This window comes from Dickeya ananatis (assembly GCF_019464615.1).
GTDB lineage: Bacteria > Pseudomonadota > Gammaproteobacteria > Enterobacterales > Enterobacteriaceae > Dickeya > Dickeya oryzae.
In genome coordinates this window covers 1,233,445-1,259,133 of sequence record NZ_CP040816.1, presented here as the reverse complement: position 1 = coordinate 1,259,133, position 25,689 = coordinate 1,233,445, and the positions used below count along the sequence as shown (strand labels likewise).

Genomic DNA, 25,689 nt, shown 5'->3' with positions numbered 1-25,689 from the left:
AGGGCGAATGAGTACTCAGTCAACCTTCGTCATGCTCCGTGATTTGGCCCAAAAGGAAGTCGATGCGGCGACAACGCATCTGGGCCAGGTGCAAAAAGCCTATTCGCAGGCTGAACAGCAATTGAATATGTTGTTAGGCTACCATGATGATTATCGCCAGCGGCTCAACGATTCGATGACCGAAGGCATGGCCAATACTGCCTGGCAGAATTATCAGCAATTTATTTTGACTCTGGAAAAAGCGATTGAGCAGCATCAGAATCAGTTATTAAATTGGTCTTCTCGTTTGGATCAGGCGATGAAAGCCTGGCAGGAAAAGCAACAGCGATTAAATGCATTTAGTACGCTGCAACAACGTGAACGAACCAAAATGCTGGCACACGAAAATCGCCTGGAACAAAAGCGGATGGATGAGTTCGCCCAACGTGCATCAATGAGGAAAACATAATTATGAACTTGCCAGCAATGACAACCACTACAACGATTGACGCAAGCAGCACGACTACGCCTCAGGGGAACTCTCTACTTGCGCTGCTGGGCAAGGATCAACTGCCAGAGAATTTTGTGCAATTACTCTCGCAAAAACTCTCTGCAACGCAATCGGCCAAGAAAACGGTCATCAGTGATCAGGAAGCAGCTGAATTCAAAGATGCACTCGCAAAGAGTGGGATTGAGGCAAACAGTGATGAATTGAATGCCATCCTGACCGCCTTGACCAAAGGAACGCTGACACTAAGCGATCTGCAGTCGGGTAATTCCCTTGAGTCGCTTCTGGCGAAAGCGCAGAAAAAAGACAGCGTAAAAGACGAAAAAACAACGAATACCGACGCATTAGCGATGCAAGCGTTGTTCGCTATGATCCCTGCGCAGACCTCTGCTCAGGGGAAAGACGGTACAGGCTCAGCGCAATCTGTATCTGATGCGCTGGATGTACTGAAAAATGGTAAAGGCGACAACGGTGTTCTGAGCTCGTTAATCAGCTCAACGAAAAACACTGACACATCAGCACAAGGAAATTTTGCGCTGAACGCCTCTACAACAGCGACAAATAGCACTGGCTCAACACTGTCTGGCACCGGTGCATCAGTTGCTGCTGCCCAAAATGCCGGATTACGCGCCACTGACAATAGCTACGATCAATCCAAAGAGAATGCTCTGCTGGTATCGCGTAAAGAAGACAGTGCCAGCAACCCGGTTGCCGCCACCGCGCCTGCCGATGCAGGCACACACTCGTCCTTACAAGCACTATCTACATTGTTTGCCAGTAATGCGACGCCAACCCAACCGGCAGCACAGCATGTCACCAGCCAGATTAATGCCCCCTTGGGTACTCAACAATGGAATGATGCACTGGGTCAGCAAGTTGTCATGTTTACCCGTAACGGGCAGCAGACAGCAGAACTGAAGCTGCACCCGGAAGAACTCGGGTCACTGCATATTACGTTGAAAATCGAAGATAATCAGGCCCAGATTCATCTGGTCTCCGGCAATAGTCAGGTGCGCTCCGCACTGGAATCCGCTCTCCCCCATCTACGTAGTGCTATGGCGGAGAATGGTATCAATCTGGGACAAAGCAGCGTAGGCTCAGACGCCAGTAGCTGGCAGCAGTCTCAGCAGCAGGTGGCAAGTAATGCCAACGGGAATGGCGGTGGTAACGCTTCGTCTTACCAACAGCAGTTTAGCCAACCTGATCGTACCGGCGCTGAAGCAGAAACACTGGCTGTACCAGCACAGTTGCAATCAATGGTAACGGGGCTTAATGGCGTTGATATCTTTGCCTAATGAAAAAGTTAACGCTTTTTTTATTGTTTATTCATTGTATTGAAGCGGTGAATAGGCAGGATAATCATGATATCACGCATTTATCTCATGGCTAACGTTGCCATGAGATACTGATAAATAACAGGATACATCATTGGCTACGTCTAATAAGAAAGCCCAGTCAGGTGGTAAAAAACGCTCCCTCTGGCTGATACTCTTGATTGTTATCGCCCTGGCAGCTACAGCTGGAGCGGGTGCTGGCTGGTGGTTCTTGAATCATAAAAAAACCGAGACGGCATCCAGCGAGCCACCTCCGCCGCCGGCACCTGTATTCATGCCGTTGGATACATTCACCGTTAACCTGTTATCCCCAGATAACAACCCAGATCGGGTGTTGTACGTGGGCATTACCCTGCGACTGCCGGATGAAGCGACCCGTGCACGCCTGACGAACTATCTGCCGGAAATTCGCAGTCGTTTGATTATGCTGTTTTCCCGCCAGAGCTCATCTGTTCTGGCAACGGAACAAGGTAAACAAAAACTGGTTGAAGATATCAAGCAGGTATTAAGCCCACCGCTGGTCCCTGGACAACCTAACCAGGTCGTCAGCGATGTCCTGTTCACTGCTTTTATTTTGCGGTAATCACTATGGGTGACAGCATTCTTTCACAGGCAGAGATTGATGCTCTGCTAAACGGTGACAGTGGTGATAGCAGCGCTGATGCCAGCAACGCCGCTTCCCAAAAAGATGGGGATGTTAAGCCCTATGATCCCAATACACAGCGACGCGTTATCCGTGAGCGTCTGCAAGCACTGGAGATCATCAACGAGCGTTTCGCGCGCCAATTCCGTATGGGCTTGTTTAACCTGCTTCGTCGTAGCCCTGATATTACTGTTGGTGCCATCAAGATTCAGCCGTATCATGAGTTTGCACGTAACCTGCCGGTTCCAACCAACCTCAACCTGATACATCTGAAGCCATTGCGCGGTACTGCTCTGTTCGTGTTTTCACCCAGTCTGGTTTTCATTGCCGTTGACAACCTGTTTGGTGGCGATGGTCGTTTTCCTACCAAGGTTGAAGGCCGAGAATTTACACACACCGAGCAGCGCGTAGTGCGTCGTATGCTGAAACTGGCTCTCGAATCCTACAGTGACGCCTGGAACGCGATTTACAAGCTGGATGTGGAGTATGTGCGTTCGGAAATGCAGGTAAAATTCACCAATATCACCACGTCGCCAAACGACATCGTGGTAACCACGCCTTTCCATCTGGAAATTGGTACGCTGACCGGTGAATTCAGCATCTGTATTCCATTCTCCATGATTGAACCTTTACGCGAATTGCTCGCCAACCCGCCGCTGGAAAACTCGCAGCAGGAAGACCAGCATTGGCGTGAAACACTGGCAAAACAAGTGCAGCACTCAGAGTTAGAGCTGGTTGCTAACTTTGTTGATATCCCGGTTCGACTGTCAAAGGTATTAAAACTCAAGCCCGGAGATATTTTGCCGATTGATAAACCTGAACGTCTGGTAGCACATGTGGATGGCGTGCCTGTATTGACATGCCAATACGGTACGTTAGATGGTCAGTATGCCTTGCGTGTTGAACACTTGATTAACCCCATTTTAAATTCTCTGAATGACGAGGAACCGCTCAATGAGTGACATCAAGAAACCGTCCGAAGAAACGGATTCCGTGGACGATCTGTGGGCTGATGCATTTAATGAGCAGCAGTCGGCAGAAAAAGGCGCGTCGGGTAGTACTGAAAATATCTTCAAAAACTTTGATGTGCAGGATACCCAAGGGTCAATGCAGGATATCGACCTAATTTTGGATATCCCGGTTAAATTGACTGTAGAGCTAGGCCGCACCAAAATGACGATCAAAGAGCTGCTGCGCTTGTCACAGGGCTCTGTCGTGGCACTAGACGGTTTGGCTGGTGAGCCACTGGATATCATGATTAACGGGTATCTGATTGCTCAGGGCGAAGTAGTTGTCGTTTCCGACAAATATGGTGTGCGTATCACCGATATTATTACGCCATCAGAACGTATGCGCAGGCTAGGCCGTTAATGGCTGGCACCACCGCACAACAGACTACATCGACCATTCAGCAGCCACCTGTGGCTGCTGAATCCGTTATTTCTGGCGGTGCGCTCTTGTCACAAGTGGGTACCGCCTTATGCGGTGTGTTATTGCTGATTTTACTGGTTGCCTGGGCACTGCGAAAACTGGGATTTGCGCCGCAGACTAAGAAAAGCAATGTCATGAAAATGGTGTCGGCTTATCCGGTTGGGCAGCGTGAGCGTATTGTGATCGTTGAAGTTGATGACACCTGGCTTGTATTGGGGGTTACAGCCCAACAAATAACCCATTTGCACACCCTGCCTGCTCGTCCCATTAACGATGCAGCGTCGGCAGAAAGTATTGCGCCAGCCGATTTTCTTCAGTTCCTTAAGAAAGCGACCAAGCGTCCGGAAAAAACCGAATGAGTACCCCCCTGCGTCCGATTTCACTTTCTCCCTGGTTCCGCCTGCTTCGTTACCCTGCGGCCTTCATGTTATTGCTGATTGCGCCTCACGCACTTGCACAGTTGCCAAGCATTATTAGCCACCCACTACCTAATGGTGGACAGAGCTGGTCCTTACCCGTTCAGACACTGATCTTCATCACTGCGCTGAGCTTTATTCCCGCCGTGTTGCTGATGATGACGTGCTTTACTCGCATCATCATCGTTCTGAGCTTGCTGCGTAACGCATTAGGAACGCCTACGGCGCCCCCGAACCAGGTTCTGCTCGGTCTCAGTCTTTTTCTGACTTTTTTTGTTATGTCTCCTGTACTGAACCGTGTTTACGATGAGGCCTACCGCCCGTTCAGTGAAGACAAAATCAGCATGGAAGTCGCTATTGATAAGGGCTCGAAACCGCTGCGTGAGTTTATGCTGCGGCAAACCCGGGAAGCGGATTTAGCGTTGTTTACCCGTTTGGCTCAGATTCCTTCGCTGCAAGGCCCGGAAGCTGTACCGATGCGAGTGTTAGTACCGGCTTATGTTACCAGCGAACTGAAAACCGCCTTTCAGATTGGTTTTACGATTTTCATTCCTTTTCTGCTGATTGACCTGGTTGTTGCCAGCGTATTAATGGCACTGGGTATGATGATGGTTCCTCCAGCGACGATTTCGTTGCCATTCAAACTGATGCTTTTTGTGTTGGTTGATGGATGGCAATTGCTGCTGGGGTCGCTGGCCCAGAGTTTCTATACTTAGTTAGTGCGGATGCTGCTGTCCACCACATCAGAGGAATGCCTGTATGACTCCTGAATCCGTCATGGCTTTAGGCTATGAAGCAATGAAAATAGCGCTGATGCTGGCAGGCCCTCCTCTTATCGCCGCACTGGTCAGCGGTTTGATTGTCAGCATGCTTCAGGCGGCTACACAAATCAACGAAATGACCTTGTCATTCATCCCCAAGGTTCTCACGGTATTTTTTACCCTTGTGGTAGCCGGGCCGTGGATGCTCAGCGTCATTCTCGACTACATGCGCACAATGTTCAGCCAGTTCCCTAACATGATCGGGTAGATATGGTTACCCTCAGCAGCATCGATATGATCGGCTGGTTCAATCAGTTTTTCTGGCCACTGGTCAGGATTCTGGCACTGATTAGCACTGCCCCTATTTTTAGCGAACGGGCTATTACCCGCCGTGTGAAAATCGGCATCGGCGTGCTCATCACTATTGTCATTGCGCCAAATATCCCACATTCGTCGATTCCTATCTTTTCGGCAGCTGGTGTATGGATGCTGTTTCAGCAAATAGTGATCGGCGTCATGTTGGGTTTCACCATGCAACTGGCGTTTGCGGCAATCCGACTGGCAGGAGAGATTATCGGTCTGCAAATGGGACTATCATTCGCCACGTTCTTTGACCCCAGCGGTGGGCCCAACATGCCAGTCGTATCCCGGTTCATGAACCTACTGGCATTATTGCTTTTTCTGACGATGAATGGGCATTTATGGCTGATTTCACTGCTGGTTGACAGTTTCCACACTATTCCCATTGGAGCGGCACCTGTCAGCGGTAATGTATTTATGGCTCTTGCAGCCGCTGGGGGAAGGATCTTCTCTAACGGGCTGATGCTTGCACTCCCGCTCATTACATTACTGCTCACCATTAACATGGCGCTTGGGTTATTAAGTCGGCTGGCACCACAGTTAACCATCTTCGCTATCGGTTTTCCTATCACCCTTTTTACCGGGATTATTACCGTAGGATTCCTGATTTTCCTTATCTCCCCTTATGCCGAAAAACTGTTTGGCGAAACCTATGATCTTCTGGCTGACTTGCTAAACCAGTTTGCCGGATAGCCCCTCGCTCGTTGGTGTGCCTCGACCTTTTTCATGCACTGCGCACAATAAAAAAAAGCATGTCATCTTATGACGGATGACATGCCAAAAAGAATACGCCCGGTTTAAGCGTATCCAAATACTGGACCGCTATTCCATATTATTTGTTTAGCTGGAACAGCGAGAGACCCTGCATATCGCTAAATGCTTTATATGATGCTTGCAAGGATTGCTGTTGCATCATGTATGTGGAGATGGTTGCGACCATATCGATATCAACCAAATCGCTCAATGTCTGTTTATTGGCATTGCTGCGATCAGTACCAATACTGTTCAATGTATCGACTTCCTGCAACTGAACCCCCAAGGTGGCTTGCGCAGAAGAAACATTCGTCAGCGCATTTTTGAGGTTCTGGCTAGCCGCGTTGATAGAAGCGGTATTAGCACTCTTCACCGCATCCGTTGCCCCTTCGAGCGGTGTTTCCAACGCACTAATCGCACTGTCCAGAGCACCAAAGATATCTGCGGTACCACTAGCGTTATTAAATACGTCTGACCCGATATGCCCGACCGTCATGACACGATCAGCATCTACCTGCTGAGAAATAGCCTGGGTGCCACCCACATAGCTCACTGTACCGGCTGCATTGGTAGTAAACGGTTGAGCGTCGGTCTTATAACCACCAAAGATAAAATTGCCATTACCATCGGTGCTGTTTCCCAGGTTCAGCAACTGAGCTTTTAACCCACGCAAAGAGGTGGCGATAAGCTGGCGATCGTTATCATTTTTTGTACCATCAGCACTTAACAGTGTGGTACTGGCACTGGTCAATGCAGTCGCAACGTTGGTCAGCACGGACAGCTCGCTATTCATGCCATTTTCGGCAAACGTGCGAGCCAAAGAGTACTGATCGTTCTGGGCCTGTGCCTGATTAACCATTACCGCTTTAGACGCCGCAATCGGATCATCAGAAGGGTTCACCACTCGGGTATTACTGGCTAACTGTTGGCCCGTCTTGCTGAAATTTGACAGCCCGTCTGTGACGCCCTGCATACTCTGCTGAAAAATAATACTGGTACTCAGTCGCATAACCTATTTCCTTACTGATTTTATCGTCACAAACTTAGCTACGGATCGCCAACAGGGAATCAAAGATCGTCGAAGCCGTCTGGATTACCTTGGCATTTGCCATGTAGTACTGTTGGAAACGAACAAGGTCACCGTACTCTTCGTCCAGGTTTACACCAGACACAGACTGCTGCTCGGTGGTTAACTGCGACACCACATTCTTCTGAGATGTATCAGTAACCTTAGCAGTACTCGTCTTGTTACCGATGTCCCCAACCAGACTGGCGTATGCCTGACTGATACTCGATTTACCTTCAACGACTTTAACCGTCTGCAAATTCAGTAATGCTTTAGCATTCGTATTATCACTAACCCCACCACCAGCAGAGGTCAACGAAGAACCAGCCGCTGCTATCTTGGAAGAATCCGAGATAACAACAGACATACCAACAACGACATCACGCACACCTTTCACAGTAAACACGTCTTTAGCCGCTGGCGTACCGGTGATATCTAATTTCATACCATCAAAAATCAGACTGGCGGGTGTCGACCCACTGGCTGCGGCATAGGTGGCAGAAGAAGACAAATCAGCGCCATCTGACAGACGGGTAATTGACCAGTTGTTGGCAGCCGGGCCGACGAATTTAACGGTGTAATCGCTCGCTTTGATGTAGTTATTATCATTGCGTGTCAGCGACGCAGCCGAGGCTGCTGCTGGAGCAGTCTGCGAAATGGAAGACTGCCCTGGTGACACTTTGAAACTGAAGGTATCCCCCGAAGCGGCGGAACCGGAAATATCGATAGTGAAACCATCAAACGTTAACGCCGACCCCGACAACGTTGAGCTGGCAGTGGTACCGTCAGACCGGGTAACACTCCAGGACGTTCCGTTGTACTGCATTGAATAGGTATCACTGAGATAGGAAGAACTCAGCTCGGCAGCAGACGTATTTTTAGCGCTTGTCAATGTGACTGACGAACCGACGCCGAAGAAGTCCCCTCCCTGAGCATTGTTCAAGTCAAAACCCGCTTTGTGCTGCTGGTTGAAAGCATCAGTAAACGCCAACGCCATCTGACCTAATTGGTTACGAGCGCTATCAAGCGTACTGGTGCGGAAATTAAGCAACCCGCCGAGAGAACCACCGGTAATCGTGCTCTCTTTCACTTCACTCACACCGGCAATGGCATCGTTATACGCAATGGTAGTACGAGTAGGGTCAGTACTGGATGTCGTCGCAACAAGCGTATTAAAGCTTTTACCTTGTACTAGTGTCAGGCCATTTTTCAGCGAGATGTTGTACATATTGCCGTCTTGAACCGCGACATCGACGCCGACCAGCTTATTCAACGAATCAACCAGTGAGTCACGCTGGTCCAGCAAATCATTTGGTGCCGCGCCATTATTCGCACCTTTCAGGCGTACAATCTGATCGTTGATATCGGCGATTTGTTGGGCATAGGTATTGATCTGCGTCACCGTGACGGAGAGCTCGCCATTGATGTTGCTGTCCATGTCACGCAAATACTGATCGGTGATTTTGAACTGGTTGACCAACGCATTCGCTTTGCCCAGCACGGTTTGGCGAACGGACGAATCACTGGAGTTACTGGTCAGGTTCTGCAGGTTCTTAAAGAAATCCTGAATAGAGGTTGACAGGCTGGATGAACTGCTAGACAGCAGGTTGTCAATTTTGGAGATCTGGTCGTAATAAGAGGTAGTCGCGCTACTGCTTGCCTGCGCCGCACGCAACTGCTTGGCGATAAAATCGTTGTAATCACGATTAATGCTGACGACCGTAACCCCGTTACCAATGTAACCGGCAGAAGTCGTCGTACCATTATTCTGTGCCAACAGCGCGTTTTGGCGGCTATACCCTGCAACAGCCTGATTACTGATGTTGTTACTGACAGTGCTCAGTGCCGCTTGTGCTGCACTCAAACCACTCATTCCGGTGTTAATCAAATTGGACATGCTGGGTTCCTTTTACTCTTACTCATGCGCAGACAGGGCACAACCTATTGCCGAGCACAAAAAGATATCGCCGTTATAAATTAACTTGTATAACTATCGGCAGGCGGGCTGAAAACTTGAGAAAAATTAGAAAATCCCGCTCAGATCATGTGTATAGGCCTGAACTGCCTTTTCGCCTGTATTTTTCATCTGCTGGATCATGCTGACCAACTTCTTCGCATAAGCTGGATCCGTCGCATACCCCGCCTGCTGTAATGCTACCGCGGCCTGTTCCGCCGTTGCCGCCGCAGACACGCCAGCATAACGGGGATTCTGAGTTAACAGTTTGGCATAATCATTCAACGCTTCCAGATAAGAACCATACACACGGAAGGCCGCAGTGACTTTTTTGGCAACACCTTGTTCGTATTCTGTCGTGGTGATTTCCGTGACCGGTCCATCCCAGTTGCTGCCAGCCTTAATACCGAAAATGTTGTGGCTACGACGCCCATCGTTGGTAGGGATTTCATGCTGTCCCCAACCCGACTCAAGGGCGGCCTGAGCCATAATGAGGTGATGTGGAATACCACTTTGCTGACTAACCAGCATGGCGGGTGTGGACAAACGAGAAATAAAATCAGCACTGCTCATGGGCAATGGCGATGATTTTTCCGATAGCTTAGGCATCGCTTTGCGCACCATCTGCTCCACTGCAAATGAAGGCATATTGCGAGCCAATTGACCATCAGGCTTAAATGGCGTCGACGGTGCAGGTTGCTCAATTCCGACTATACCCTGCCCCATCATTTGTTTTTCAATAACAGCAGCCAGTCCTACTCCTTTGCCAGATGACATCTGCTGAGCCAACTGCTGATCATACATTGAGGTGATCATGCGCGTCTGATCGCTACTGAACATACCATCCTTCGGTAGCGTATCACGCATACTCTTCATCATCATTTGTACGAAGACGCCTTCCAACTGCTTGGCCACAGCACGGATCCCTTCCCGGCTCTGGGGATGGTTCGATACATCCCGTTTTAGCGCGTTAAGAGACTGTGTTTCATAAGCCGGGTTGTTAAACGTCTTCATGTCACTCATCAGATGATTTCCAGCTTCGCTCTCAGGCAACCTGCACTTTCCATTGCCTGAAGAATTGACATCAAATCCATTGGTGTGGCACCAAGTGAATTCAAGGCTCTAACCACACTGTTGAGGTTAGCACTCGAGTTCACGCGCTGTAATGCCCCACCCTCCTGACGCATAGAAATTTCCGTTTGCGGCGTAACGACCGTCTGCCCACCTGCCAGCGGTGTATTTGGCTGACTCACCACATTCTGTTGATTGATAGTCACAGACAGGTTGCCCTGTGCAACGGCACAATTTTCCAGCTGGACATTGCGGTTCATCACCACTGAGCCGGTACGGGAATTGACAATGACTTTGGCATCCAGCGTACCGACATTGACTTCGATATTCTGCATATCCGCCAGGAAGCGAACCTGAGCACTGTTACCGGCAGGCACGATAACCCGTACGGTACGGGAGTCCAGTGGTGCTGCAGAACCGCCTCGCCCGAAGCGATTAATTGCATCGCTGATACTCTGCGCCATGGTGAAATCATCCTGATTTAATTGCAGCATGATGGCATTACCGGTACCGAAGGTATTCGGCAACTCACGCTCGATAATTGCACCACCGCTAATACGCCCACCGGCGAGCTGGTTTACCTGAACACTACTACCGCCAGCCGCCGCACCCGCGCCACCGATCAAAAGGTTACCCTGTGCGATAGCATAGACCTGATTGTCTACACCTTTCAGCGGCGTCATCAGCAATGTACCGCCTCGCAAGCTCTTGGCATTACCCATAGAGGAAACAACCACATCGACTGCTTGCCCTGCACGAGCAAACGGCGGCAATTTAGCCGTTACCATTACTGCCGCTACGTTTTTCAACTGCATATTGGTGCCGGCAGGAACGGTTATCCCCAATTGGGACAGCATGTTATTTAAACTTTGAGTGGTGAACGGCGTCTGAGTAGTCTGGTCACCCGTACCATCCAGCCCTACCACCAGACCATAACCGATGAGCGCGTTATCACGCACCCCCTGAATCGTCACCAAATCGCGGATACGCTCAGCTGATGCTGGCGGAGCCACCATCACCAGCAAAGCAAGAAAAAGAGTAAAAACTGAAGTGATCCGCATTATGTGCCTCATCAATTTAGAACGGCGAAACATTAAGGAAGAACCGCTGCAGCCAGCCCATGGTCTGCGTTTCGTTAATGTAGCCATTACCCACATATTCCATACGCGCGTCCGCCACTTGCGTCGACGGCACGGTGTTGCTGCCGCTGATAGTCCTTGGGTTTACCACCCCAGAGAAGCGAATAAACTCGGTTCCCTGATTAACGGCGATTTGTTTCTCACCAACGACATGCAAGTTGCCGTTTGTCAGCACCTGATCGACGGTCACGGTGATTGTGCCGGTGAAGGTATTATTTGCGTTAGCGCCGCCCTTCCCGGTAAACGCATCTTTACCTGTCGCATCGAGTGCCGCCCGGTTGTTGCCCAAAGGCCCTTCAAGCAAACGTGGTGTCGTGGTCATACCAAAGGAACTGGACGCATCCCTGCTGGCATTCGCCGACGAGTTCTTGCTGGCACTGACGTTTTCCTGCAACACGATAGTCAGCGTATCCCCGACGTTTCTTGGTCGACGATCCTCAAACATCGGCTGATATCCGTAATTCATCGCCTGACCGGCCTGGAAAATAGACCCGTTAGGGATAGCCTGTAACGGCGGTGCAGGTTGTGCTGTCGTTGGTCCAGTGACAACCTTATCATGAGGTACATAGGCGCAACCGGACAGTGTTAACATCATCACGTATGCCAGCAACCGGGGCCGACACGGCTGCGATGCAGCAACCGACTTCGTATTCATCATCACTACGGATATCGCCTTACTTTCAGTAACCTATCCATATATTGAATCAAGGTGGCTACTTCACCCATTTGCGCGCCAAGCACAAATCAGTAAAAAGCCACCCTATCTTATACACAAACGCTACCCAAGAATGATTACAACTGGGTCAGTTTTTGCAGCATCTGGTCCGTGGACGAGATGGCCTTACTGTTGATTTCATACGCGCGCTGAGTCTGAATCATGGAAACCAATTCTTCAGCCACATTCACGTTCGATGTTTCAACATATTTTTGCATAATCAGCCCAGCACCATTCAATCCAGGCGTACTCTGGGTCGGGGCACCAGAACTGGCCGTTTCTGCATACAGGTTTTCACCCATATTCTGCAATCCAGCTTCGTTGATAAACATGGCCAGGTTGAGCTGTCCGACCTGAACAGGTGCAGTTTGCCCTTGTTGAGTCACGGTCACCACACCGTCACGACCAACCGTAATATTGGTCGCATTCGCCGGAATAGTGATCGCAGGCTGAACCTGAAAACCGCTGGATGTCACCAGTTGACCATTCGAATCCAGTTGGAAAGAACCGTCACGGGTATACTGAGTTGTGCCATCCGGCATCAATACCTGAAAGAAACCTGCGCCGTTGATTGCCAGGTCTTTAGCGTTACCGGTTTCAGTCAACCCCCCTTGCGTGTGGATACGCTCGGTCGACACCGGACGCACCCCCGTCCCCAGCTGCAGACCTGACGGCAAAGTGGTCTGTTCAGAAGACTGCGCCCCCGGCTGGCGTACAGTTTGATACATCAGGTCTTCAAATACGGCACGCTGACGTTTAAAACCGTTGGTACTGACGTTTGCCAGGTTGTTGGATATGACATCCATATTGGTTTGCTGGGCGTTCAGGCCGGTTTTGGCAATCCATAAAGAACGGATCATCGAGTCACTCCTGTGCGCAAGGGCACTTAATTCATCGCAAGTATCTGATTAGCACGCTGCGTATTATCGTCAACGCTGCTAATCACTTTCATCTGCATCTCAAAACGGCGTGAGTTGGAGATCATTTCCACCATCGATTCAACCGTATTGACGTTACTACCTTCCAGTACCCCAGGCATGACTCTGACCGTAGCGTCATTCTGCAGTACCGCACCACGCTGCTGCTGCACAGCAGGGGATACACGGAAGAAACCGTCATCGCCGCGAACCACTTCATTGGCTGTCGCTTTGACCAGTTTCAAACGCCCGATCTGAGTTACCGTATTGGCGGCATCACTGGGGTTCAAGGCGTTAATAGTGCCGTCGGGGCCGATAGTCAGTTGGGTCTGTGGTGGAACCTCGATCGGTCCGCCATCGCCCATGACCAGTTTACCCTGAACGGTCAGTTGCCCGTTGGAATTAATTTCCATATTACCATTGCGGGTATAGGCCTCACTGCCGTCCTCTGCTCGCACTGCCAGCCAGCCGTCCTGAGAAAGTGCAACATCCATAGAACGCCCGGTGTAATCCATAGAACCCGGGGTGGTATCCACCCCAGGTGTCGAGGACACTACCAGTGTGCGGGTTTCATTCGTAACCCCCTGGATTGGCACGGCACGCATCGCAGCCAGTTGCGCGCGGAAGCCCGGCGTAGAGGCGTTAGCCATGTTATGCGACGTAACAGCTTGCTGCTCCAGCGTCTGACTTGCCGCGCCCATCGCTGTATAGATAGCGTGATCCATGCAATATCCTCGTTATGATAATTAACGCAGGTTAACCAACGTATTGAGTATCTGATCCTGCGTTTTGATCGTCTGAGCATTCGACTGATAGTTACGCTGAGCAACGATCATATTAACCAGCTCTTTACTCATATCGACGTTGGAACTTTCGGTTGCCTTACCCACCAGCTTCCCGAGGTTACCGGAACCTGCCAGACCAACTACCGCCTGACCAGAATTGCTGGTTGCCGCCCAAACATTATCCCCCTGAGGAGACAGCCCTTCCGGGTTAGCGAAGTTAGCCAGTGCAATCTGTCCGAGTACCTGGGTTTTCGAGTTGGAGTAAGAACCGACAACCGTACCATCGGTGCTGATGCTGTAACCGGTCAGTTCACCCGGCGCATAGCCATCCTGCGTTGGCGTCTTGGTACTGTTGGAACCACTGTTCTGCTGTACCGTACCGGTAAAGGCAAGCGTAAAGGTACTGGCGGCAGAACCGTTCAGTGTCGCCATGTTGATGGTTGCAGGCGTGGTGGTCGTCAGTGCACCGCTATTGTTGAAAGACAGAGTCGTCGGCCCCTGGAAACCGGCACCGCTAATGCTGGTGTCCTGTGCGTACACGTCCCAACTGTTAGCAGCGGTTTTCACGAAATACAGCGCAAAGTTGTGTGCGTTACCCAAACTGTCATAGGTCGTAATAGAACCTTTGTAGTTTGAGGTGTTGGTCGGGTCGGTTGCGTTCCAGGTATTGGTACTATCCGAAGAGTTCAGGTTGGCGATAATCGAAGCCGTCGACGTCGCTTTAGCTGACATCGTGGTTTCAGGAATACTCAACCCAACCGGGTTCGCCCCTTGCTGAATAGTCGGCGGTGTACCGGTGGCGGGATACCCCGTCAACTGCAGGCCCTGTGAGTTAACGATATTGCGGCTGCTGTCTAACGTGAACTGGCCGTTACGGCTATAAACCACGTTACCGTTAGTATCAAGCAAACGATAGAAACCATTACCGTTGATAGCTACGTCAAGCGCACGAGACGTATTGTTAATGGAACCGTTGCTGAAATCCTGCAGTACGGACGCGACCTTGGTACCCAAGCCTACGTTGGAGCCCGCGTACATATCGGCAAAGGAGATATTGCTGGCTTTGAAGCCAACAGTAGCGGAGTTGGCAATGTTGTTACCAATGACGTCCAGATTGTTAGAGGCAGCGTTTAAGCCACTGACCGCCTGAGAAAAGCTCATGATGCTCTCCTGAATATTGATGAACTGTTATTCACTAAAAAGTGACGCGCGTTATATCCGTAACTGCTACAAAATCTGGCGTACATTATCCAATGTGGACTGACCACTCAGACCCAAATCCAGCAATGCACCGCTGCTATTGGTCACGACACCATTCACATAGGCATAATTTAGAGCCTGAACAACCTGTTGAGATCCGTTTGAGGTCGCAGATACCGAAATGGTATAAGAACCATCCGGTGCCGTTGTACCATCAGCGGCCTTACCATCCCAGGAATACGCATGTACCCCGGCGCTAAGCCCACCCAGATCCATCGTACGTACCACTTTTCCTGAGCTGTCAGTGATATTTACGGTAACGCTATCCGCTGCACTTTCCAGTTCAACACCAAACGGTGTGGTGGTTTCTTTGCCCACCAATACGCTAGTACCGGGCACCAAAACACCATGACCAATTAATGAGGCGGCCTGGATAGATTGGTTGCTGTTGATTTGCGTAGAGATAGAACCGAGGGTGGTGTTCAGTTTTTCGATACCGCTCACCGTGTTTAACTGAGCCAGCTGTGAAACCAGTTGGTTGTTATCCATCGGATTTGTGGGATCCTGATTCTTCAACTGAGCAACCAGCAGAGTCAGAAAGCTGTTCTGTAAGTCAGCAGCACTGCTGCTTCCGCTAATAGCCGACGTCGTCGATGTCGTACTTTGAGCACCACTGACAGAAGAGGTAGTAGCCATGATTTCTCCAGATTACTGACCAATAGTGAGAGTCTTTAACATCATCGATTTCGTGGTATTCAATACTTCCACGTTCGCCTGATAGCTTCGGGATGCTGAAATGGTATTCACCATCTCATTGACAGGATCCACATTCGGCATGCGGACATAGCCTTTGGCATCGGCCAGCGGATTACCCGGCTGATAGACCAGTTTTTCCGGGGAAGGATCTTCAACCACCTTGGAAACTTTCACACCACCGGTCGCCTGCCCCGGAGCAGCATCGACCTCAAAAACCACCTGCTTGGCGCGATAAGGCTGACCATCAGGCCCTGTAACGCTGTCGGCGTTAGCCAGGTTACTGGCGCTAACATTAAGGCGTTGAGACTGGGCAGAAAGCGCCGAGCCGGAAATATCAAAAATATTAAGTAACGACATGAGACATCACCTTATATCTGTCACCAATACTGTTATGATGACCCGGACTGCAGTACCGACATCATCCCTTTAATCTGCCCACTAATGAGGGTCAGGCTACTCTGATACTTGAGACTGTTGTCCGCGAAATTGGTACGCTCACGATCCATATCAACAGTGTTGCCATCAAGCGCAGGTTGAGTCGGCACGCGGTAGAGCAGATCGAGCGAAGGTGGTTCTACAGCCTGCGCAGGAATGTGGCGTGTAGACGTCAGGCTCAGCGAAACGGATTGACCGCTGGTGCGCCCTTGTTCCATGACCTTGTTCAGTTCGCTGGCGAAATCAATGTCACGCGCCTGATAACCAGGGGTATCGGCGTTAGCAATGTTAGCCGCCAGAATCTCCTGACGTTGGGCACGGAGATTCAACGCTTCTTGCTGAAACCGTAGCGCCGCATCCAATTTATCGAGCATGCTCCCTCCGCAATTTAAACTTTAGTCTGCGTAGGATAATTCTCATCCTGCAAAAATCATCGCAAGAATAGACATAAAATGAAGCGCTATTTATTGCCTTAACTGTAAGCAAGTACCGTTACACTGGTAGCGTGAAATTAACTGGGTTTGAGAGAGCATAAAACGGATGCTGGATATCAGAAAATACATACAGTTATCGATTTTGGGTTTGCTGTTTGCCCCGATACTGGTGAATGCTGCCGATCTTGCATCACAGTTATCCCGCTTCTTTTCGGATAATTTTAAAGGCTCAGCCAATACCGTGAACGTTGTCGTGAAAACGCCCGAAGCGCAATGGCCCGCCTGTGACAACCCACAGATTTCATTGCCAGGAAACGCAAGGATGTGGGGTAACCTTTCCGTGTCAGTGCGCTGCAATCAGGACCGACGTTTTGTTCAGGTTGAAGTACAGGTTACCGGAAATTATGTGGCGGCAGCCGCCCCAATTAGCCGGGGTACCGAGCTGGCATCAGGAGATATCCGGATGGTCCGCGGCAGGATAGACCAACTGCCGCCTCATGCCTTGTTTACACAAGAAGACGTTCAGGGGGCCGTCGCGTTGCGAGATATTGCCCCCGGTCAGGCCATCACTCAGGTCATGATCAGGAAGCCCTGGGTGATCCGTGCCGGGCAAAACGTCCAGATTCTTGCGCAGGGCGATGGCTTTAGTGTGCGCAGCGAAGGGAAGGCAATGAACAATGCGGCATCAGGACAGCAGGCAAGAGCTCGTACAGCGTCAGGGCAGGTTGTTTCTGGTATCGCAAGCGGAGATGGGATTATTCTGATCTCACAATAATTTGCTAAAGTAATGCTCAATACTGCCGATATGATGAACATAGTCGCTGATGATAACGCTGGTCAAGTTAGCAACCAGAGTGGGCAGTTAAATCTATCTCACTGATTATCATCATTTATACCTTTTATGACATGAGCACACTACCATGAGCATTGATCGGACCCAGTCAGTCAAACCGGTAAGCCAGGTTCAGCCTCGGGATACTGGCGACGTAGCAAAATTAAAACGTAAAGAAGAAGCCGGGCAGCAAAGTTCTGTGACGGGTACTCAAGTTAAGTTGAGTGACGCTCAGTCCAAACTGATGCAGCCGTCTGCCCAGGATATCGACGTACAGCGTGTCGAAACGCTTAAACAGGCTATTCGTGACGGTTCATTAAAAATGAACGTCGGTAAAATTGCTGACGCATTAATCAAAAATGCTCAGGACTTGATTTCAGGCGAGTAACTCAATGGAAAAACTTGTAAAGCTGCTGGAGCAACTTCTGCTCAACATGCGTGAACTTGAAGCCGTGTTGTCTGACGAGCAGTCGTTGCTCTGTGCTGGTCATGTTGATGGCCCTGCTCTGCAAGTGATCACCGATAGAAAAAGCTCATTGTTAGCCACTATCCAACACTTGGATAAAATTCGTCTTCAGGGCGAGTCTGCATTGCGAGTAAAAGCCCCCTACAGTTCCCATCCCGCTGTGGCTCAAGTCTGGCAACAGATTACCGCGTTAAGTGAAGCTCTGCGTGACAAAAACCAGCATAATGGGTTGTTGCTTGGCTACCACCTTGATCACAATGAAAAAGCACTGGCGGTACTAAAGCCACGTCATGCGCAGTCTCTGTACGGGCCAGATGGCCAGTCTCGGAGCAATTCAATTTCTGGTCGTCGGATTAGTATCTGATCCTGTTCGGTCTTTTTTTCTGCTTACTTACTCACTACACCGTACTGCCGAGTCCACTGATGAGCTGCTGCCGTTCATCACTCATGGATTACTTGTAGTTTACTGATATCTCAGTAGATGCCACATCAACGGACGTTGCCATACGCCCGGAACCGGGTACATAAAATAGCATTCTAAATTCACTATTTGCCGGTATGCCTTGCAATCCGTAGGTTTGCCCACTGGCACCATCCAGATTAATACATCGATTAGCCGCACAGAGCTTAACAGCCAAATCTATCGGTGCAGGCGATTTCAATTGATATCGCCAGTAGACCACTGTGACGGATTGGGTGGTGGTAACGCCCAATCCAGAGGGCGGAAGAAAAGCAGGGGAAGATGCTAACATCCCTTTGTATTGAAATGATGGCCCTGTCAGACTGGCATTCCAGCCGCCTTGCTGAGCATAGACAACGGGCGATGATATTACTGTCGTCATCCCCCAAAACACGGCCATCATGATTTTCTTCATCAGGAAAGTTCGCCACCAATCATTGATGTCATTCTGATTTGACGAGTATCGCTAATCTCAAGGTTCGACAGTACGGCAATTTGCGGCAGACTGCGGCGCAGGAATCGCGACAATAGCCCGCGCAGTGCGTGGTTGACCAACAACACTGGCGGCGCACCCAATACTTCCTGCCGTTGCAATGCCTGTCGAGCCTGATCCAGTAACCTGTCACTCAATCCGGGCTCCAGCCCACCGCCTCCCTGAAGCGCTTGCAATAACAAACGTTCCAGCGCACCATCAAGACCGATGACCTGAAGTTCTGTATCACCCGGGAACCACTGCTGAGTGATAGCCCGTCCAAGTGCAATGCGTACAGCCGTCGTCAACTCATTAGGATCCGTTTGCACTGCCGCATGTTCAGCCAGCGTTTCGATAACCGTGCGCATATCACGAATCGATACCTGCTCGCTTAACAAATTCTGCAATACTTTGTGTAACGTGGTTAACGTCACTACACCCGGGATAAAATCCTCGGTTAGCTTTGGCATTTCTTGAGATACGCGGTCCATCAATTGTTGCGCTTCCTGACGGCCAAACAACTCACTGGCATGCAAGCTAAGTAAATGATTCAGGTGAGTCGCCACCACTGTACTGGCTTCAACTACGGTAAATCCCTGGGTTTGTGCCTGCTCCTTCAATGCACTTTCTATCCAGACCGCAGGCAAACCGAAAGCCGGATCTTTCGTTAGATCTCCCGGTAGCGTGCCCACCGCATTACCAGGGTTAATCGCCATCCAACGCCCCGGATGTGCCTCACCGCTACCGATCTCAACACCTTTCATCAGGATGCGATAGCTCGCCGGCTGCAAGTCCAGGTTATCCCGAATATGCACTACCGGTGGAAGGAATCCCATTTCCTGGGCAAACTTCTTGCGGATACTGCGAATACGTCCAAGTAACTCACCGTTTTGCTGGAAATCCACCATAGGTATTAGACGGTATCCCACTTCCATACCAAGCGGGTCTTCCAGTTGTACGTCAGACCAACTGGCCTCTACCACCTGTGGTGTTGCAGGAGTGGCAGCCGCCGCCTCCGTCGCTGCAAATGCGGCTTTATTCTCGCTTCCTTTCTTCATCCACCAGGCCAACCCCAACAGCGTTGCGGTAAACAGCAGGAAGACAAAGTTAGGCATGCCAGGAACCAGACCAATCAGTCCCAATACCCCCGCACTTAAGATCATGACACGCGGGTTATTGAACAGTTGGGTCACCATCTGTTGACCAACATCCTGATCGGTACTGACCCGAGTCACAATCACACCGGCAGCGGTTGAAATCACCAGCGCCGGAATCTGTGCAACCAGACCGTCACCGATGGTCAGGAGCGTATAGTTTTCAACAGCCTGCCCCAGCACCATATCATGCTGAACGACCCCTACCAGTAAACCACCGATGATGTTGATGGCCATGATCATCAGCCCGGCGATAGCATCACCACGCACGAACTTACTCGCACCGTCCATGGAGCCATAGAAATCCGCTTCCTGGGTGACTTCGGAGCGACGTTTTTTGGCTTCATCCTCACCAATCAACCCGGCGTTCAAATCGGCATCAATCGCCATTTGTTTACCGGGCATCCCATCCAAGGTAAAGCGAGCGCCAACTTCCGCGATACGCCCAGCACCCTTGGTGATTACCATGAAGTTGATCAAGACCAGGATAATAAACACCACAATACCGATGGCAAAATTACCCCCTACCAGGAAGTGACCAAAGGCCTCGACCACTCTCCCAGCCGCACCAGCGCCAGTATGCCCTTCCATTAGAATGATACGTGTGGACGCAACGTTAAGTGACAAACGCAATAGTGTGGAAAACAACAAGATAGTCGGGAAGGCCGCAAAATCGAGCGTACGCTGGGTAAACATCGCAACCAGCAACACCATAATGGACAGTGCAATGTTGAACGTAAACAGCAGGTCCAAAACAAACGGTGGCAGCGGCAGAACCATCATCGACAGGATGAGCAATATCAGAACAGGTCCTGCCAGAATCTGCCATTGCGAACCTTTCATATTGCCAGGTAGGCGAAGTAAAGAGGCCAGGTTAGCCATCGGTTGTTTTCTCTTTAGCAAAATCCAGTGCATCCGGCACAGGTAAGTTTTTAGGTTTACGCGGAATCAATCCGCCTTCACGTTTCCAGCGTTTGAGCTGATAGACCCACGAAAGCACTTCAGCAACAGCGGCATATAATCCGGTCGGGATCTGTTGCCCAATTTCAGTATGGCGGTAAAGGGCTCGAGCCAACGGCGGCGCTTCAAGTATCGGGATACGGTTTTCTGTGCCAAGTTCGCGGATGCGTTGGGCTATCCGATCAGCACCTTTGGCCAGCACCCGAGGTGCACTCATTTTCTTTTCATCATATTTCAGCGCAACAGCATAGTGAGTCGGGTTGGTGACGATAACGTCTGCCTTCGGCACATCCGACATCATTCGGCGTTGTGCCATCGCCCGCTGCTGCTGGCGGATACGGTTTTTAATATGCGGATCCCCTTCGTGCTCTTTGTACTCGTCACGAATTTCCTGCTTGCTCATGCGTAGCCGTTTAATGTGGCTCCATATCTGCCACGCCACGTCAAAGCCCACCATAGGGAACAGCCCGAGGATCACCCAAAAACAACACAAGAACGCGATATTCAGCGCATCTTTTATCGCCATCCCCATGGGTTCCGACACCAGGTGCAACATACTATTCCAGTTGTGCCGGAGAAACCAAAAAGTAATAAAACCGACAATGACGGCTTTAAGGATTGCTTTAAATAACTCAGCCAACACCTGGGTCGAAAACATGCGCTTCAACCCAGATAACGGGTTCATCTTACCAAAATCGAAACTTATCGCCTTAGTACTGAAAATCAGGCCACCCAGCAATATGGGGGCACCCAAGGCGACCAATACTAATCCAAACAAGATAGGTACAAGCGCCATCACCGCCTGCTCAAGCAACGTACCGACATGGGAGATTATCAACCGTTCGTCATTAATGAAGCCGTGGTCAAAAATCAGCCCTTTAGCCATCATATCAGACAGTCTGCCAGCCATACTGGAACCATATCCCCATAAAATAGCGAGGCCGGCAATCAGCATGAATACTGACGTCAGCTCCTTCGATCGGGGGATCTGACCTTCTTCTCGGGCTTTTTCTGTTCGTTGGGGGGTGGGAGCTTCTGTTTTCTCCAGATCGCTATCATCTGCCACTAGAGCCGCTCCTGTTAACGCTCGCTGACATAAAGTTATACAACGCTAGCATGACAAAATCCGGCAAATTCTTATGGGTAGAACAAAGGAGAAAATAAGTGGCTATTTATTTTATTGCATAAGAAAAGGGGACAGGAATTTACGATCGGGACCAGCCCGATCGTAAAAATCCACATACGTTACGCCACGATGCCCACTCATACGAAGGATGAAATGGGTGTCGGGGTGAAATCAAAAACCCAGGCTATCCAACAGGTCATCGACCTGATCCTGATTGGAAACAATACCTGCGGCGGTTTTATCAACCTGAGGCCCGTTAAGCAGACCTTCATTCGCACGACGTGCATCAGACGGTTTCTCTGGAATGTTTTCCAGCAATACCATCAGCAGTTGTTTTTCAATTTCCTGAACAACATCCATCATGCGTTTAATAACTTGCCCGGTTAAGTCCTGGAAATCCTGTGCCATCATGATTTCTAGTAACTGGGCATTGGTAAACGCAGTATGATCTGGGACAGACTCAAGGTAGCTACGCGTATCGGTAACCAACTCGCGTGCCTCAGAGAGTTCAATCGGATTCTCAAACCACTGATCCCAACGGGTTTTCAGGGCTTTAGATTCTTCTTCCAGTTGGTTCTGACGAGGCTGGGCTGCTTCAACACAACTCAATGCACGCTCTGCAGCCTGCGCAGTCATCTGAACAACATAATCAAGACGATCACGAGCATCAGGAATCGCTTCGGCCGCTTCGGTGATCGCCTGATCTAAACCAAGCTCTTTCAGGCTGTCACGCAGCATGCGTGTCAATTGCCCGATACGAGAAATAATCTCTGTAGCAGACGCATGATCGTTAATGGGCATCGGATGTGGATTCATGGCATCTCCTTACATACCAAGCTTTTCGAAAATCTTACTCAGCTTTTCTTCAAGCGTAGCGGCAGTAAACGGTTTAACAACATAACCGCTGGCACCAGCCTGTGCTGCAGCAATAATATTCTCTTTCTTTGCTTCAGCGGTTACCATCAACACTGGGAGCTTGGAAAGCGCGCCGTCGGCACGGATAGCCTGTAACAGTTCCAGTCCGTCCATATTAGGCATGTTCCAGTCAGAAATGACAAAATCGAAACCGCCTGAACGAAGTTTGTTCAGAGCATCAGCGCCATCCTCCGCTTCTTCCACATTGTTGAAGCCCAGTTCTTTTAGTAGATTTCGAACAATACGACGCATTGTCGAAAAATCATCCACTACTAAAAATCTGAGTTCTTTATCAGCCATACCTACTCCTAATATTATTGCTCACCCCGGAGCTGCTATATACGTAATGCCTGTCCGGCAGAAACTTGTGCCAGCATCCGCTGACTCACCTGGTGCAAATCCACCACCTCATCGACACCACCGAGTGCAATAGCCTCTCGAGGCATACCGAATACTACACAACTGGCTTCATTCTGCGCGATCGTATACGCCCCCGCCTTATGAAGCTCCAGCATTCCTGCGGCACCATCATTCCCCATGCCGGTTAGGATTACTCCTACTGCATTTCGTCCGGCGTACTGTGCAACAGAGTGGAACAGTACGTCAACAGAAGGACGATGACGATTGACCGGCGGACCATCATGCAGTTTTACCTGATAGTTCGCGCCACTACGCGCCAGCTCAAGATGACGAGCGCCAGGTGCGATATAAGCATGCCCTGGCAGGACACGTTCACCATCTTCAGCTTCTTTCACTGTAATCTGACACAGCTTGTTCAGTCGTTCAGCAAAAGACTTGGTAAATCCTGGCGGCATATGCTGAGTAATCAGTAATGCCGGGCTGGTTGGCGGCAGCGGCTGTAAAACATGTCGGATTGCCTCAGTACCACCTGTTGACGCACCAATTGCGATCAATTTTTCACTACTGAGCAGCGGCATGCTGGGGAGCAGAACCGAAGGTGCAACCCCCGTACTGCGCTGCGGCAGGCGTGCTTTGGCAGCCATGCGAATTTTTTCCGCGATCAGCTCACTGTATGCCAGCATCCCCTCGCGAATACCCAATTGAGGCTTGGTAACAAAGTCAATAGCCCCAAGTTCAAGCGCCCGCAAAGTAATTTCAGAACCTTTCCCTGTCAACGAAGACACCATCACCACAGGCATTGGGCGAAGGCGCATTAACTTCTCAAGAAAATCAAGGCCATCCATACGTGGCATTTCCACATCAAGCGTCAACACCTGCGGGTTGAATTTCTTGATCAGATCGCGTGCCACCAATGGGTCAGGTGCAGTAGCAACCACTTCCATATCGGGATGACTGTTAATGATTTCGGTCATGATCTGTCGCATCAGGGCAGAATCATCAACACATAATACTTTTATTTTGCTCATTATCTTTCCTTAGCCAGCCCATAAACAGTCTGCCCGCGCAGGTAGAATTCCCGACTGATCTGACTGAAGTTCTCTGAGTGTCCGGCAAACAATAATCCGCCTGGTTTAAGTAGCGGAACAAAACGACGCAAAATGCGTTCCTGAGTCTCTTTATCGAAATAAATCATCACATTACGACAAAAGATCGCATCAAACGGCGCAGGTACAGACCATTCTGGTGCCAATAAATTCACTTGCTGAAAATGAATCATGTTCGCCAGATCCGGACGAACCCGAACCAGACCACTGTGCGGCCCGGTTCCACGCAAAAAGAAGCGCTGCATCTGCTGTGGAGAAAGTGATCGAAGATCTTCCTGCCGATAAATACCCGCAGAGGCTTTCTCTAAAACTTGTGTATCAATATCACTGGCCGTTATCTGACAGTTACTGGCACGATCGCCATACACCTCCGCCAGCGTCATAGCCAGAGAATACGGTTCTTCACCGGTGGAAGCTGCAGTACACCAGATACTGTACCCACCCTGTCGTTTGCGGGCATGCTCAGCAAGGATAGGAAAATGGTGAGCCTCGCGAAAAAATGCCGTCAAATTCGTTGTTAACGCATTGATGAATGCCTGCCACTCGGCACTGTTAGGGTCTGACTCCAACAGCGCAAGGTACTGACCAAAATCATTGATTCCCAACAAACGCAATCGTCTAACCAGGCGGTTATAGACCATTTCACGTTTATGGTCGGCCAGCACAATACCAGCACGTTGATAAATGAGCTGACTGATTCTCCGGAAGTGAACATCAGACAGCGGCAACCGTTCAACCATCTGACTCAAAATAGATGTAGAACCTGAACGATTTGGCGATGGTGTATTATTCATATCTGACCGCCCGAAAATGGATAGATGATTTTATTGTTTTTCAATCAGACTTCCCATTATGACTATTACAGGTCTAATGCCTTATCTCAAGCTTCGCCACGCGATGAACGCTATCTATCAACATACCACTGGGAAACTTGCTTTTATCCGTCTTTTTCCGACGAATTAATAGCGGTAATCACACAATGGTTTAAATTGATGCTTTTGACATTGTTCATCATGAAGATTGTTCACAGTAAAACAATTCAATCTTCATCGTCGCCACACTCCCTGAGTAGCACCATCGTTACCAGCCAACGCTGCTGACTGAGAGGCGCCCTTTGAGGCTCGCTAAAATACGCCTATACAATTGGCATTAGTTATATAAATCGGCTGTATTAAACCTTT

At 49.9% G+C, this 25,689-nt stretch carries 30 protein-coding genes; 12 read left to right on the top strand and 18 right to left on the bottom strand.

Annotation, left to right across the window (positions count from 1 at the left end; all coding sequences use genetic code 11):
• Positions 1-7 precede the first annotated feature (7 nt).
• The 9 genes from fliJ to fliR all read left to right on the top strand — a co-directional run bounded on the left by fliJ (position 8) and on the right by fliR (position 6,125).
• Positions 8-448 (top strand): flagellar export protein FliJ, encoded by a 441-nt coding sequence (gene fliJ / locus FGI04_RS05475; protein ID WP_407273248.1) that lies wholly within the window; start codon positions 8-10, stop codon positions 446-448.
• 2 nt (positions 449-450) lie between these two features.
• Entirely contained in the window at positions 451-1,782 is a 1,332-nt protein-coding gene (locus tag FGI04_RS05470) for a flagellar hook-length control protein FliK (protein WP_342701224.1), read from the top strand.
• A 133-nt stretch (positions 1,783-1,915) separates the two neighbouring features.
• Positions 1,916-2,404 (top strand): flagellar basal body-associated protein FliL, encoded by a 489-nt coding sequence (gene fliL / locus FGI04_RS05465; RefSeq protein WP_019843831.1) that lies wholly within the window; start codon positions 1,916-1,918, stop codon positions 2,402-2,404.
• Between the two features lie 5 nt (positions 2,405-2,409).
• Positions 2,410-3,426 carry a flagellar motor switch protein FliM gene (gene fliM, locus FGI04_RS05460; RefSeq protein ID WP_016940901.1) on the top strand — a complete coding sequence of 339 codons (1,017 nt, stop codon included), beginning with the start codon at positions 2,410-2,412 and terminating at the stop codon, positions 3,424-3,426.
• Positions 3,419-3,835 carry a flagellar motor switch protein FliN gene (gene fliN / locus FGI04_RS05455; RefSeq protein WP_012884227.1) on the top strand — a complete coding sequence of 139 codons (417 nt, stop codon included), beginning with the start codon at positions 3,419-3,421 and terminating at the stop codon, positions 3,833-3,835. Before fliM ends, fliN begins: the two co-directional genes overlap by 8 nt.
• Positions 3,835-4,254 carry a flagellar biosynthetic protein FliO gene (gene fliO / locus FGI04_RS05450; protein ID WP_342701225.1) on the top strand — a complete coding sequence of 140 codons (420 nt, stop codon included), beginning with the start codon at positions 3,835-3,837 and terminating at the stop codon, positions 4,252-4,254. The genes fliN and fliO overlap by 1 nt, the downstream gene beginning before the upstream one ends.
• A complete protein-coding gene (gene fliP / locus FGI04_RS05445; RefSeq protein WP_496111666.1) occupies positions 4,251-5,027 on the top strand; it encodes a flagellar type III secretion system pore protein FliP in 777 nt (258 codons plus the stop codon). Before fliO ends, fliP begins: the two co-directional genes overlap by 4 nt.
• A gap of 43 nt (positions 5,028-5,070) precedes the next feature.
• Positions 5,071-5,340, top strand: coding sequence for a flagellar biosynthesis protein FliQ (gene fliQ / locus FGI04_RS05440; protein WP_038904928.1), 270 nt, complete (start codon positions 5,071-5,073; stop codon positions 5,338-5,340).
• A 2-nt stretch (positions 5,341-5,342) separates the two neighbouring features.
• The gene (fliR, locus tag FGI04_RS05435; RefSeq protein WP_342701226.1) at positions 5,343-6,125 is read left to right on the top strand and encodes a flagellar biosynthetic protein FliR; all 783 of its coding nucleotides are present in this window, start codon (positions 5,343-5,345) and stop codon (positions 6,123-6,125) included.
• 139 nt (positions 6,126-6,264) lie between these two features.
• On the opposite strand, the gene flgL is transcribed toward fliR, so the two are convergent.
• From flgL to flgB, 11 genes are all read right to left on the bottom strand, one after another.
• On the bottom strand, positions 6,265-7,194 hold the full coding sequence (gene flgL / locus FGI04_RS05430; RefSeq protein ID WP_248589477.1) for a flagellar hook-associated protein FlgL: 930 nt from the start codon (positions 7,192-7,194) through the stop codon (positions 6,265-6,267).
• Between the two features lie 34 nt (positions 7,195-7,228).
• A complete protein-coding gene (gene flgK / locus FGI04_RS05425; RefSeq protein ID WP_342701227.1) occupies positions 7,229-9,148 on the bottom strand; it encodes a flagellar hook-associated protein FlgK in 1,920 nt (639 codons plus the stop codon).
• Between the two features lie 126 nt (positions 9,149-9,274).
• The gene (gene flgJ, locus FGI04_RS05420; RefSeq protein WP_342701228.1) at positions 9,275-10,228 is read right to left on the bottom strand and encodes a flagellar assembly peptidoglycan hydrolase FlgJ; all 954 of its coding nucleotides are present in this window, start codon (positions 10,226-10,228) and stop codon (positions 9,275-9,277) included.
• Positions 10,228-11,337, bottom strand: a complete 1,110-nt coding sequence (locus FGI04_RS05415) for a flagellar basal body P-ring protein FlgI (RefSeq protein WP_342701229.1) — start codon at positions 11,335-11,337, stop codon at positions 10,228-10,230. The genes flgJ and FGI04_RS05415 overlap by 1 nt, the downstream gene beginning before the upstream one ends.
• Before the next feature lie 16 nt (positions 11,338-11,353).
• Positions 11,354-12,070, bottom strand: coding sequence for a flagellar basal body L-ring protein FlgH (locus FGI04_RS05410; protein ID WP_342701313.1), 717 nt, complete (start codon positions 12,068-12,070; stop codon positions 11,354-11,356).
• A 137-nt stretch (positions 12,071-12,207) separates the two neighbouring features.
• Positions 12,208-12,990, bottom strand: a complete 783-nt coding sequence (gene flgG, locus FGI04_RS05405; protein WP_012884217.1) for a flagellar basal-body rod protein FlgG — start codon at positions 12,988-12,990, stop codon at positions 12,208-12,210.
• Positions 12,991-13,016: 26 nt separating this feature from the next.
• Positions 13,017-13,772, bottom strand: a complete 756-nt coding sequence (locus FGI04_RS05400; RefSeq protein WP_342701230.1) for a flagellar basal-body rod protein FlgF — start codon at positions 13,770-13,772, stop codon at positions 13,017-13,019.
• Between the two features lie 21 nt (positions 13,773-13,793).
• A complete protein-coding gene (gene flgE, locus FGI04_RS05395) occupies positions 13,794-14,993 on the bottom strand; it encodes a flagellar hook protein FlgE (RefSeq protein WP_342701231.1) in 1,200 nt (399 codons plus the stop codon).
• A gap of 66 nt (positions 14,994-15,059) precedes the next feature.
• Entirely contained in the window at positions 15,060-15,728 is a 669-nt protein-coding gene (gene flgD, locus FGI04_RS05390; RefSeq protein ID WP_342701232.1) for a flagellar hook assembly protein FlgD, read from the bottom strand.
• A 12-nt stretch (positions 15,729-15,740) separates the two neighbouring features.
• Entirely contained in the window at positions 15,741-16,145 is a 405-nt protein-coding gene (flgC, locus tag FGI04_RS05385; RefSeq protein WP_342701233.1) for a flagellar basal body rod protein FlgC, read from the bottom strand.
• A gap of 32 nt (positions 16,146-16,177) precedes the next feature.
• Positions 16,178-16,597 (bottom strand): flagellar basal body rod protein FlgB, encoded by a 420-nt coding sequence (gene flgB / locus FGI04_RS05380; RefSeq protein ID WP_016940916.1) that lies wholly within the window; start codon positions 16,595-16,597, stop codon positions 16,178-16,180.
• Positions 16,598-16,763: 166 nt separating this feature from the next.
• Here flgB and flgA point away from each other — a divergent pair, with 166 nt between their 5' ends.
• From flgA to FGI04_RS05365, 3 genes are all read left to right on the top strand, one after another.
• Entirely contained in the window at positions 16,764-17,432 is a 669-nt protein-coding gene (gene flgA / locus FGI04_RS05375; protein ID WP_342701234.1) for a flagellar basal body P-ring formation chaperone FlgA, read from the top strand.
• Positions 17,433-17,577: 145 nt separating this feature from the next.
• The gene (flgM, locus tag FGI04_RS05370; RefSeq protein WP_038904947.1) at positions 17,578-17,877 is read left to right on the top strand and encodes a flagellar biosynthesis anti-sigma factor FlgM; all 300 of its coding nucleotides are present in this window, start codon (positions 17,578-17,580) and stop codon (positions 17,875-17,877) included.
• A 4-nt stretch (positions 17,878-17,881) separates the two neighbouring features.
• A complete protein-coding gene (locus FGI04_RS05365; RefSeq protein ID WP_342701235.1) occupies positions 17,882-18,319 on the top strand; it encodes a flagellar protein FlgN in 438 nt (145 codons plus the stop codon).
• Between the two features lie 88 nt (positions 18,320-18,407).
• On the opposite strand, the gene FGI04_RS05360 is transcribed toward FGI04_RS05365, so the two are convergent.
• The 7 genes from FGI04_RS05360 to cheR form a co-directional block, all read right to left on the bottom strand.
• Positions 18,408-18,830, bottom strand: coding sequence for a flagellar protein FlhE (locus tag FGI04_RS05360; RefSeq protein ID WP_342701236.1), 423 nt, complete (start codon positions 18,828-18,830; stop codon positions 18,408-18,410).
• Positions 18,830-20,923, bottom strand: coding sequence for a flagellar biosynthesis protein FlhA (gene flhA, locus FGI04_RS05355; RefSeq protein WP_407273246.1), 2,094 nt, complete (start codon positions 20,921-20,923; stop codon positions 18,830-18,832). The genes FGI04_RS05360 and flhA overlap by 1 nt, the downstream gene beginning before the upstream one ends.
• Entirely contained in the window at positions 20,916-22,067 is a 1,152-nt protein-coding gene (gene flhB / locus FGI04_RS05350; protein ID WP_342701238.1) for a flagellar biosynthesis protein FlhB, read from the bottom strand. Before flhB ends, flhA begins: the two co-directional genes overlap by 8 nt.
• Positions 22,068-22,298: 231 nt before the next feature.
• On the bottom strand, positions 22,299-22,943 hold the full coding sequence (gene cheZ / locus FGI04_RS05345) for a protein phosphatase CheZ (RefSeq protein ID WP_012884206.1): 645 nt from the start codon (positions 22,941-22,943) through the stop codon (positions 22,299-22,301).
• A gap of 9 nt (positions 22,944-22,952) precedes the next feature.
• Positions 22,953-23,342 (bottom strand): chemotaxis response regulator CheY, encoded by a 390-nt coding sequence (gene cheY, locus FGI04_RS05340; RefSeq protein WP_012884205.1) that lies wholly within the window; start codon positions 23,340-23,342, stop codon positions 22,953-22,955.
• 35 nt (positions 23,343-23,377) lie between these two features.
• Entirely contained in the window at positions 23,378-24,430 is a 1,053-nt protein-coding gene (locus tag FGI04_RS05335) for a protein-glutamate methylesterase/protein-glutamine glutaminase (RefSeq protein WP_016940923.1), read from the bottom strand.
• Positions 24,430-25,302, bottom strand: a complete 873-nt coding sequence (gene cheR / locus FGI04_RS05330; protein ID WP_012884203.1) for a protein-glutamate O-methyltransferase CheR — start codon at positions 25,300-25,302, stop codon at positions 24,430-24,432. The genes FGI04_RS05335 and cheR overlap by 1 nt, the downstream gene beginning before the upstream one ends.
• Positions 25,303-25,689: the final 387 nt, after the last annotated feature.

Bases quoted from the DNA above. Each gene is read 5' to 3' on its own strand.
- FGI04_RS05410 (WP_342701313.1), bottom strand. From the start codon at position 12,070: ATGAATACGAAGTCGGTTGCTGCATCGCAGCCGTGTCGGCCCCGGTTG.
- FGI04_RS05335 (WP_016940923.1), bottom strand. From the start codon at position 24,430: ATGAGCAAAATAAAAGTATTATGTGTTGATGATTCTGCCCTGATGCGA.
- flgA (WP_342701234.1), top strand. From the start codon at position 16,764: ATGCTGGATATCAGAAAATACATACAGTTATCGATTTTGGGTTTGCTG.
- flgC (WP_342701233.1), bottom strand. From the start codon at position 16,145: ATGTCGTTACTTAATATTTTTGATATTTCCGGCTCGGCGCTTTCTGCC.
- flgK (WP_342701227.1), bottom strand. From the start codon at position 9,148: ATGTCCAATTTGATTAACACCGGAATGAGTGGTTTGAGTGCAGCACAA.
- flgG (WP_012884217.1), bottom strand. From the start codon at position 12,990: ATGATCCGTTCTTTATGGATTGCCAAAACCGGCCTGAACGCCCAGCAA.
- cheZ (WP_012884206.1), bottom strand. From the start codon at position 22,943: ATGAATCCACATCCGATGCCCATTAACGATCATGCGTCTGCTACAGAG.
- flgJ (WP_342701228.1), bottom strand. From the start codon at position 10,228: ATGAGTGACATGAAGACGTTTAACAACCCGGCTTATGAAACACAGTCT.
- flgM (WP_038904947.1), top strand. From the start codon at position 17,578: ATGAGCATTGATCGGACCCAGTCAGTCAAACCGGTAAGCCAGGTTCAG.
- fliJ (WP_407273248.1), top strand. From the start codon at position 8: ATGAGTACTCAGTCAACCTTCGTCATGCTCCGTGATTTGGCCCAAAAG.
- fliP (WP_496111666.1), top strand. From the start codon at position 4,251: ATGAGTACCCCCCTGCGTCCGATTTCACTTTCTCCCTGGTTCCGCCTG.
- fliR (WP_342701226.1), top strand. From the start codon at position 5,343: ATGGTTACCCTCAGCAGCATCGATATGATCGGCTGGTTCAATCAGTTT.
- flgE (WP_342701231.1), bottom strand. From the start codon at position 14,993: ATGAGCTTTTCTCAGGCGGTCAGTGGCTTAAACGCTGCCTCTAACAAT.
- flgD (WP_342701232.1), bottom strand. From the start codon at position 15,728: ATGGCTACTACCTCTTCTGTCAGTGGTGCTCAAAGTACGACATCGACG.
- cheR (WP_012884203.1), bottom strand. From the start codon at position 25,302: ATGAATAATACACCATCGCCAAATCGTTCAGGTTCTACATCTATTTTG.
- FGI04_RS05470 (WP_342701224.1), top strand. From the start codon at position 451: ATGAACTTGCCAGCAATGACAACCACTACAACGATTGACGCAAGCAGC.
- flgL (WP_248589477.1), bottom strand. From the start codon at position 7,194: ATGCGACTGAGTACCAGTATTATTTTTCAGCAGAGTATGCAGGGCGTC.
- fliQ (WP_038904928.1), top strand. From the start codon at position 5,071: ATGACTCCTGAATCCGTCATGGCTTTAGGCTATGAAGCAATGAAAATA.
- fliO (WP_342701225.1), top strand. From the start codon at position 3,835: ATGGCTGGCACCACCGCACAACAGACTACATCGACCATTCAGCAGCCA.
- FGI04_RS05415 (WP_342701229.1), bottom strand. From the start codon at position 11,337: ATGCGGATCACTTCAGTTTTTACTCTTTTTCTTGCTTTGCTGGTGATG.
- FGI04_RS05400 (WP_342701230.1), bottom strand. From the start codon at position 13,772: ATGGATCACGCTATCTATACAGCGATGGGCGCGGCAAGTCAGACGCTG.
- flgB (WP_016940916.1), bottom strand. From the start codon at position 16,597: ATGCTCGATAAATTGGATGCGGCGCTACGGTTTCAGCAAGAAGCGTTG.
- fliN (WP_012884227.1), top strand. From the start codon at position 3,419: ATGAGTGACATCAAGAAACCGTCCGAAGAAACGGATTCCGTGGACGAT.
- FGI04_RS05360 (WP_342701236.1), bottom strand. From the start codon at position 18,830: ATGAAGAAAATCATGATGGCCGTGTTTTGGGGGATGACGACAGTAATA.
- flhA (WP_407273246.1), bottom strand. From the start codon at position 20,923: ATGGCTAACCTGGCCTCTTTACTTCGCCTACCTGGCAATATGAAAGGT.
- FGI04_RS05365 (WP_342701235.1), top strand. From the start codon at position 17,882: ATGGAAAAACTTGTAAAGCTGCTGGAGCAACTTCTGCTCAACATGCGT.
- fliM (WP_016940901.1), top strand. From the start codon at position 2,410: ATGGGTGACAGCATTCTTTCACAGGCAGAGATTGATGCTCTGCTAAAC.
- cheY (WP_012884205.1), bottom strand. From the start codon at position 23,342: ATGGCTGATAAAGAACTCAGATTTTTAGTAGTGGATGATTTTTCGACA.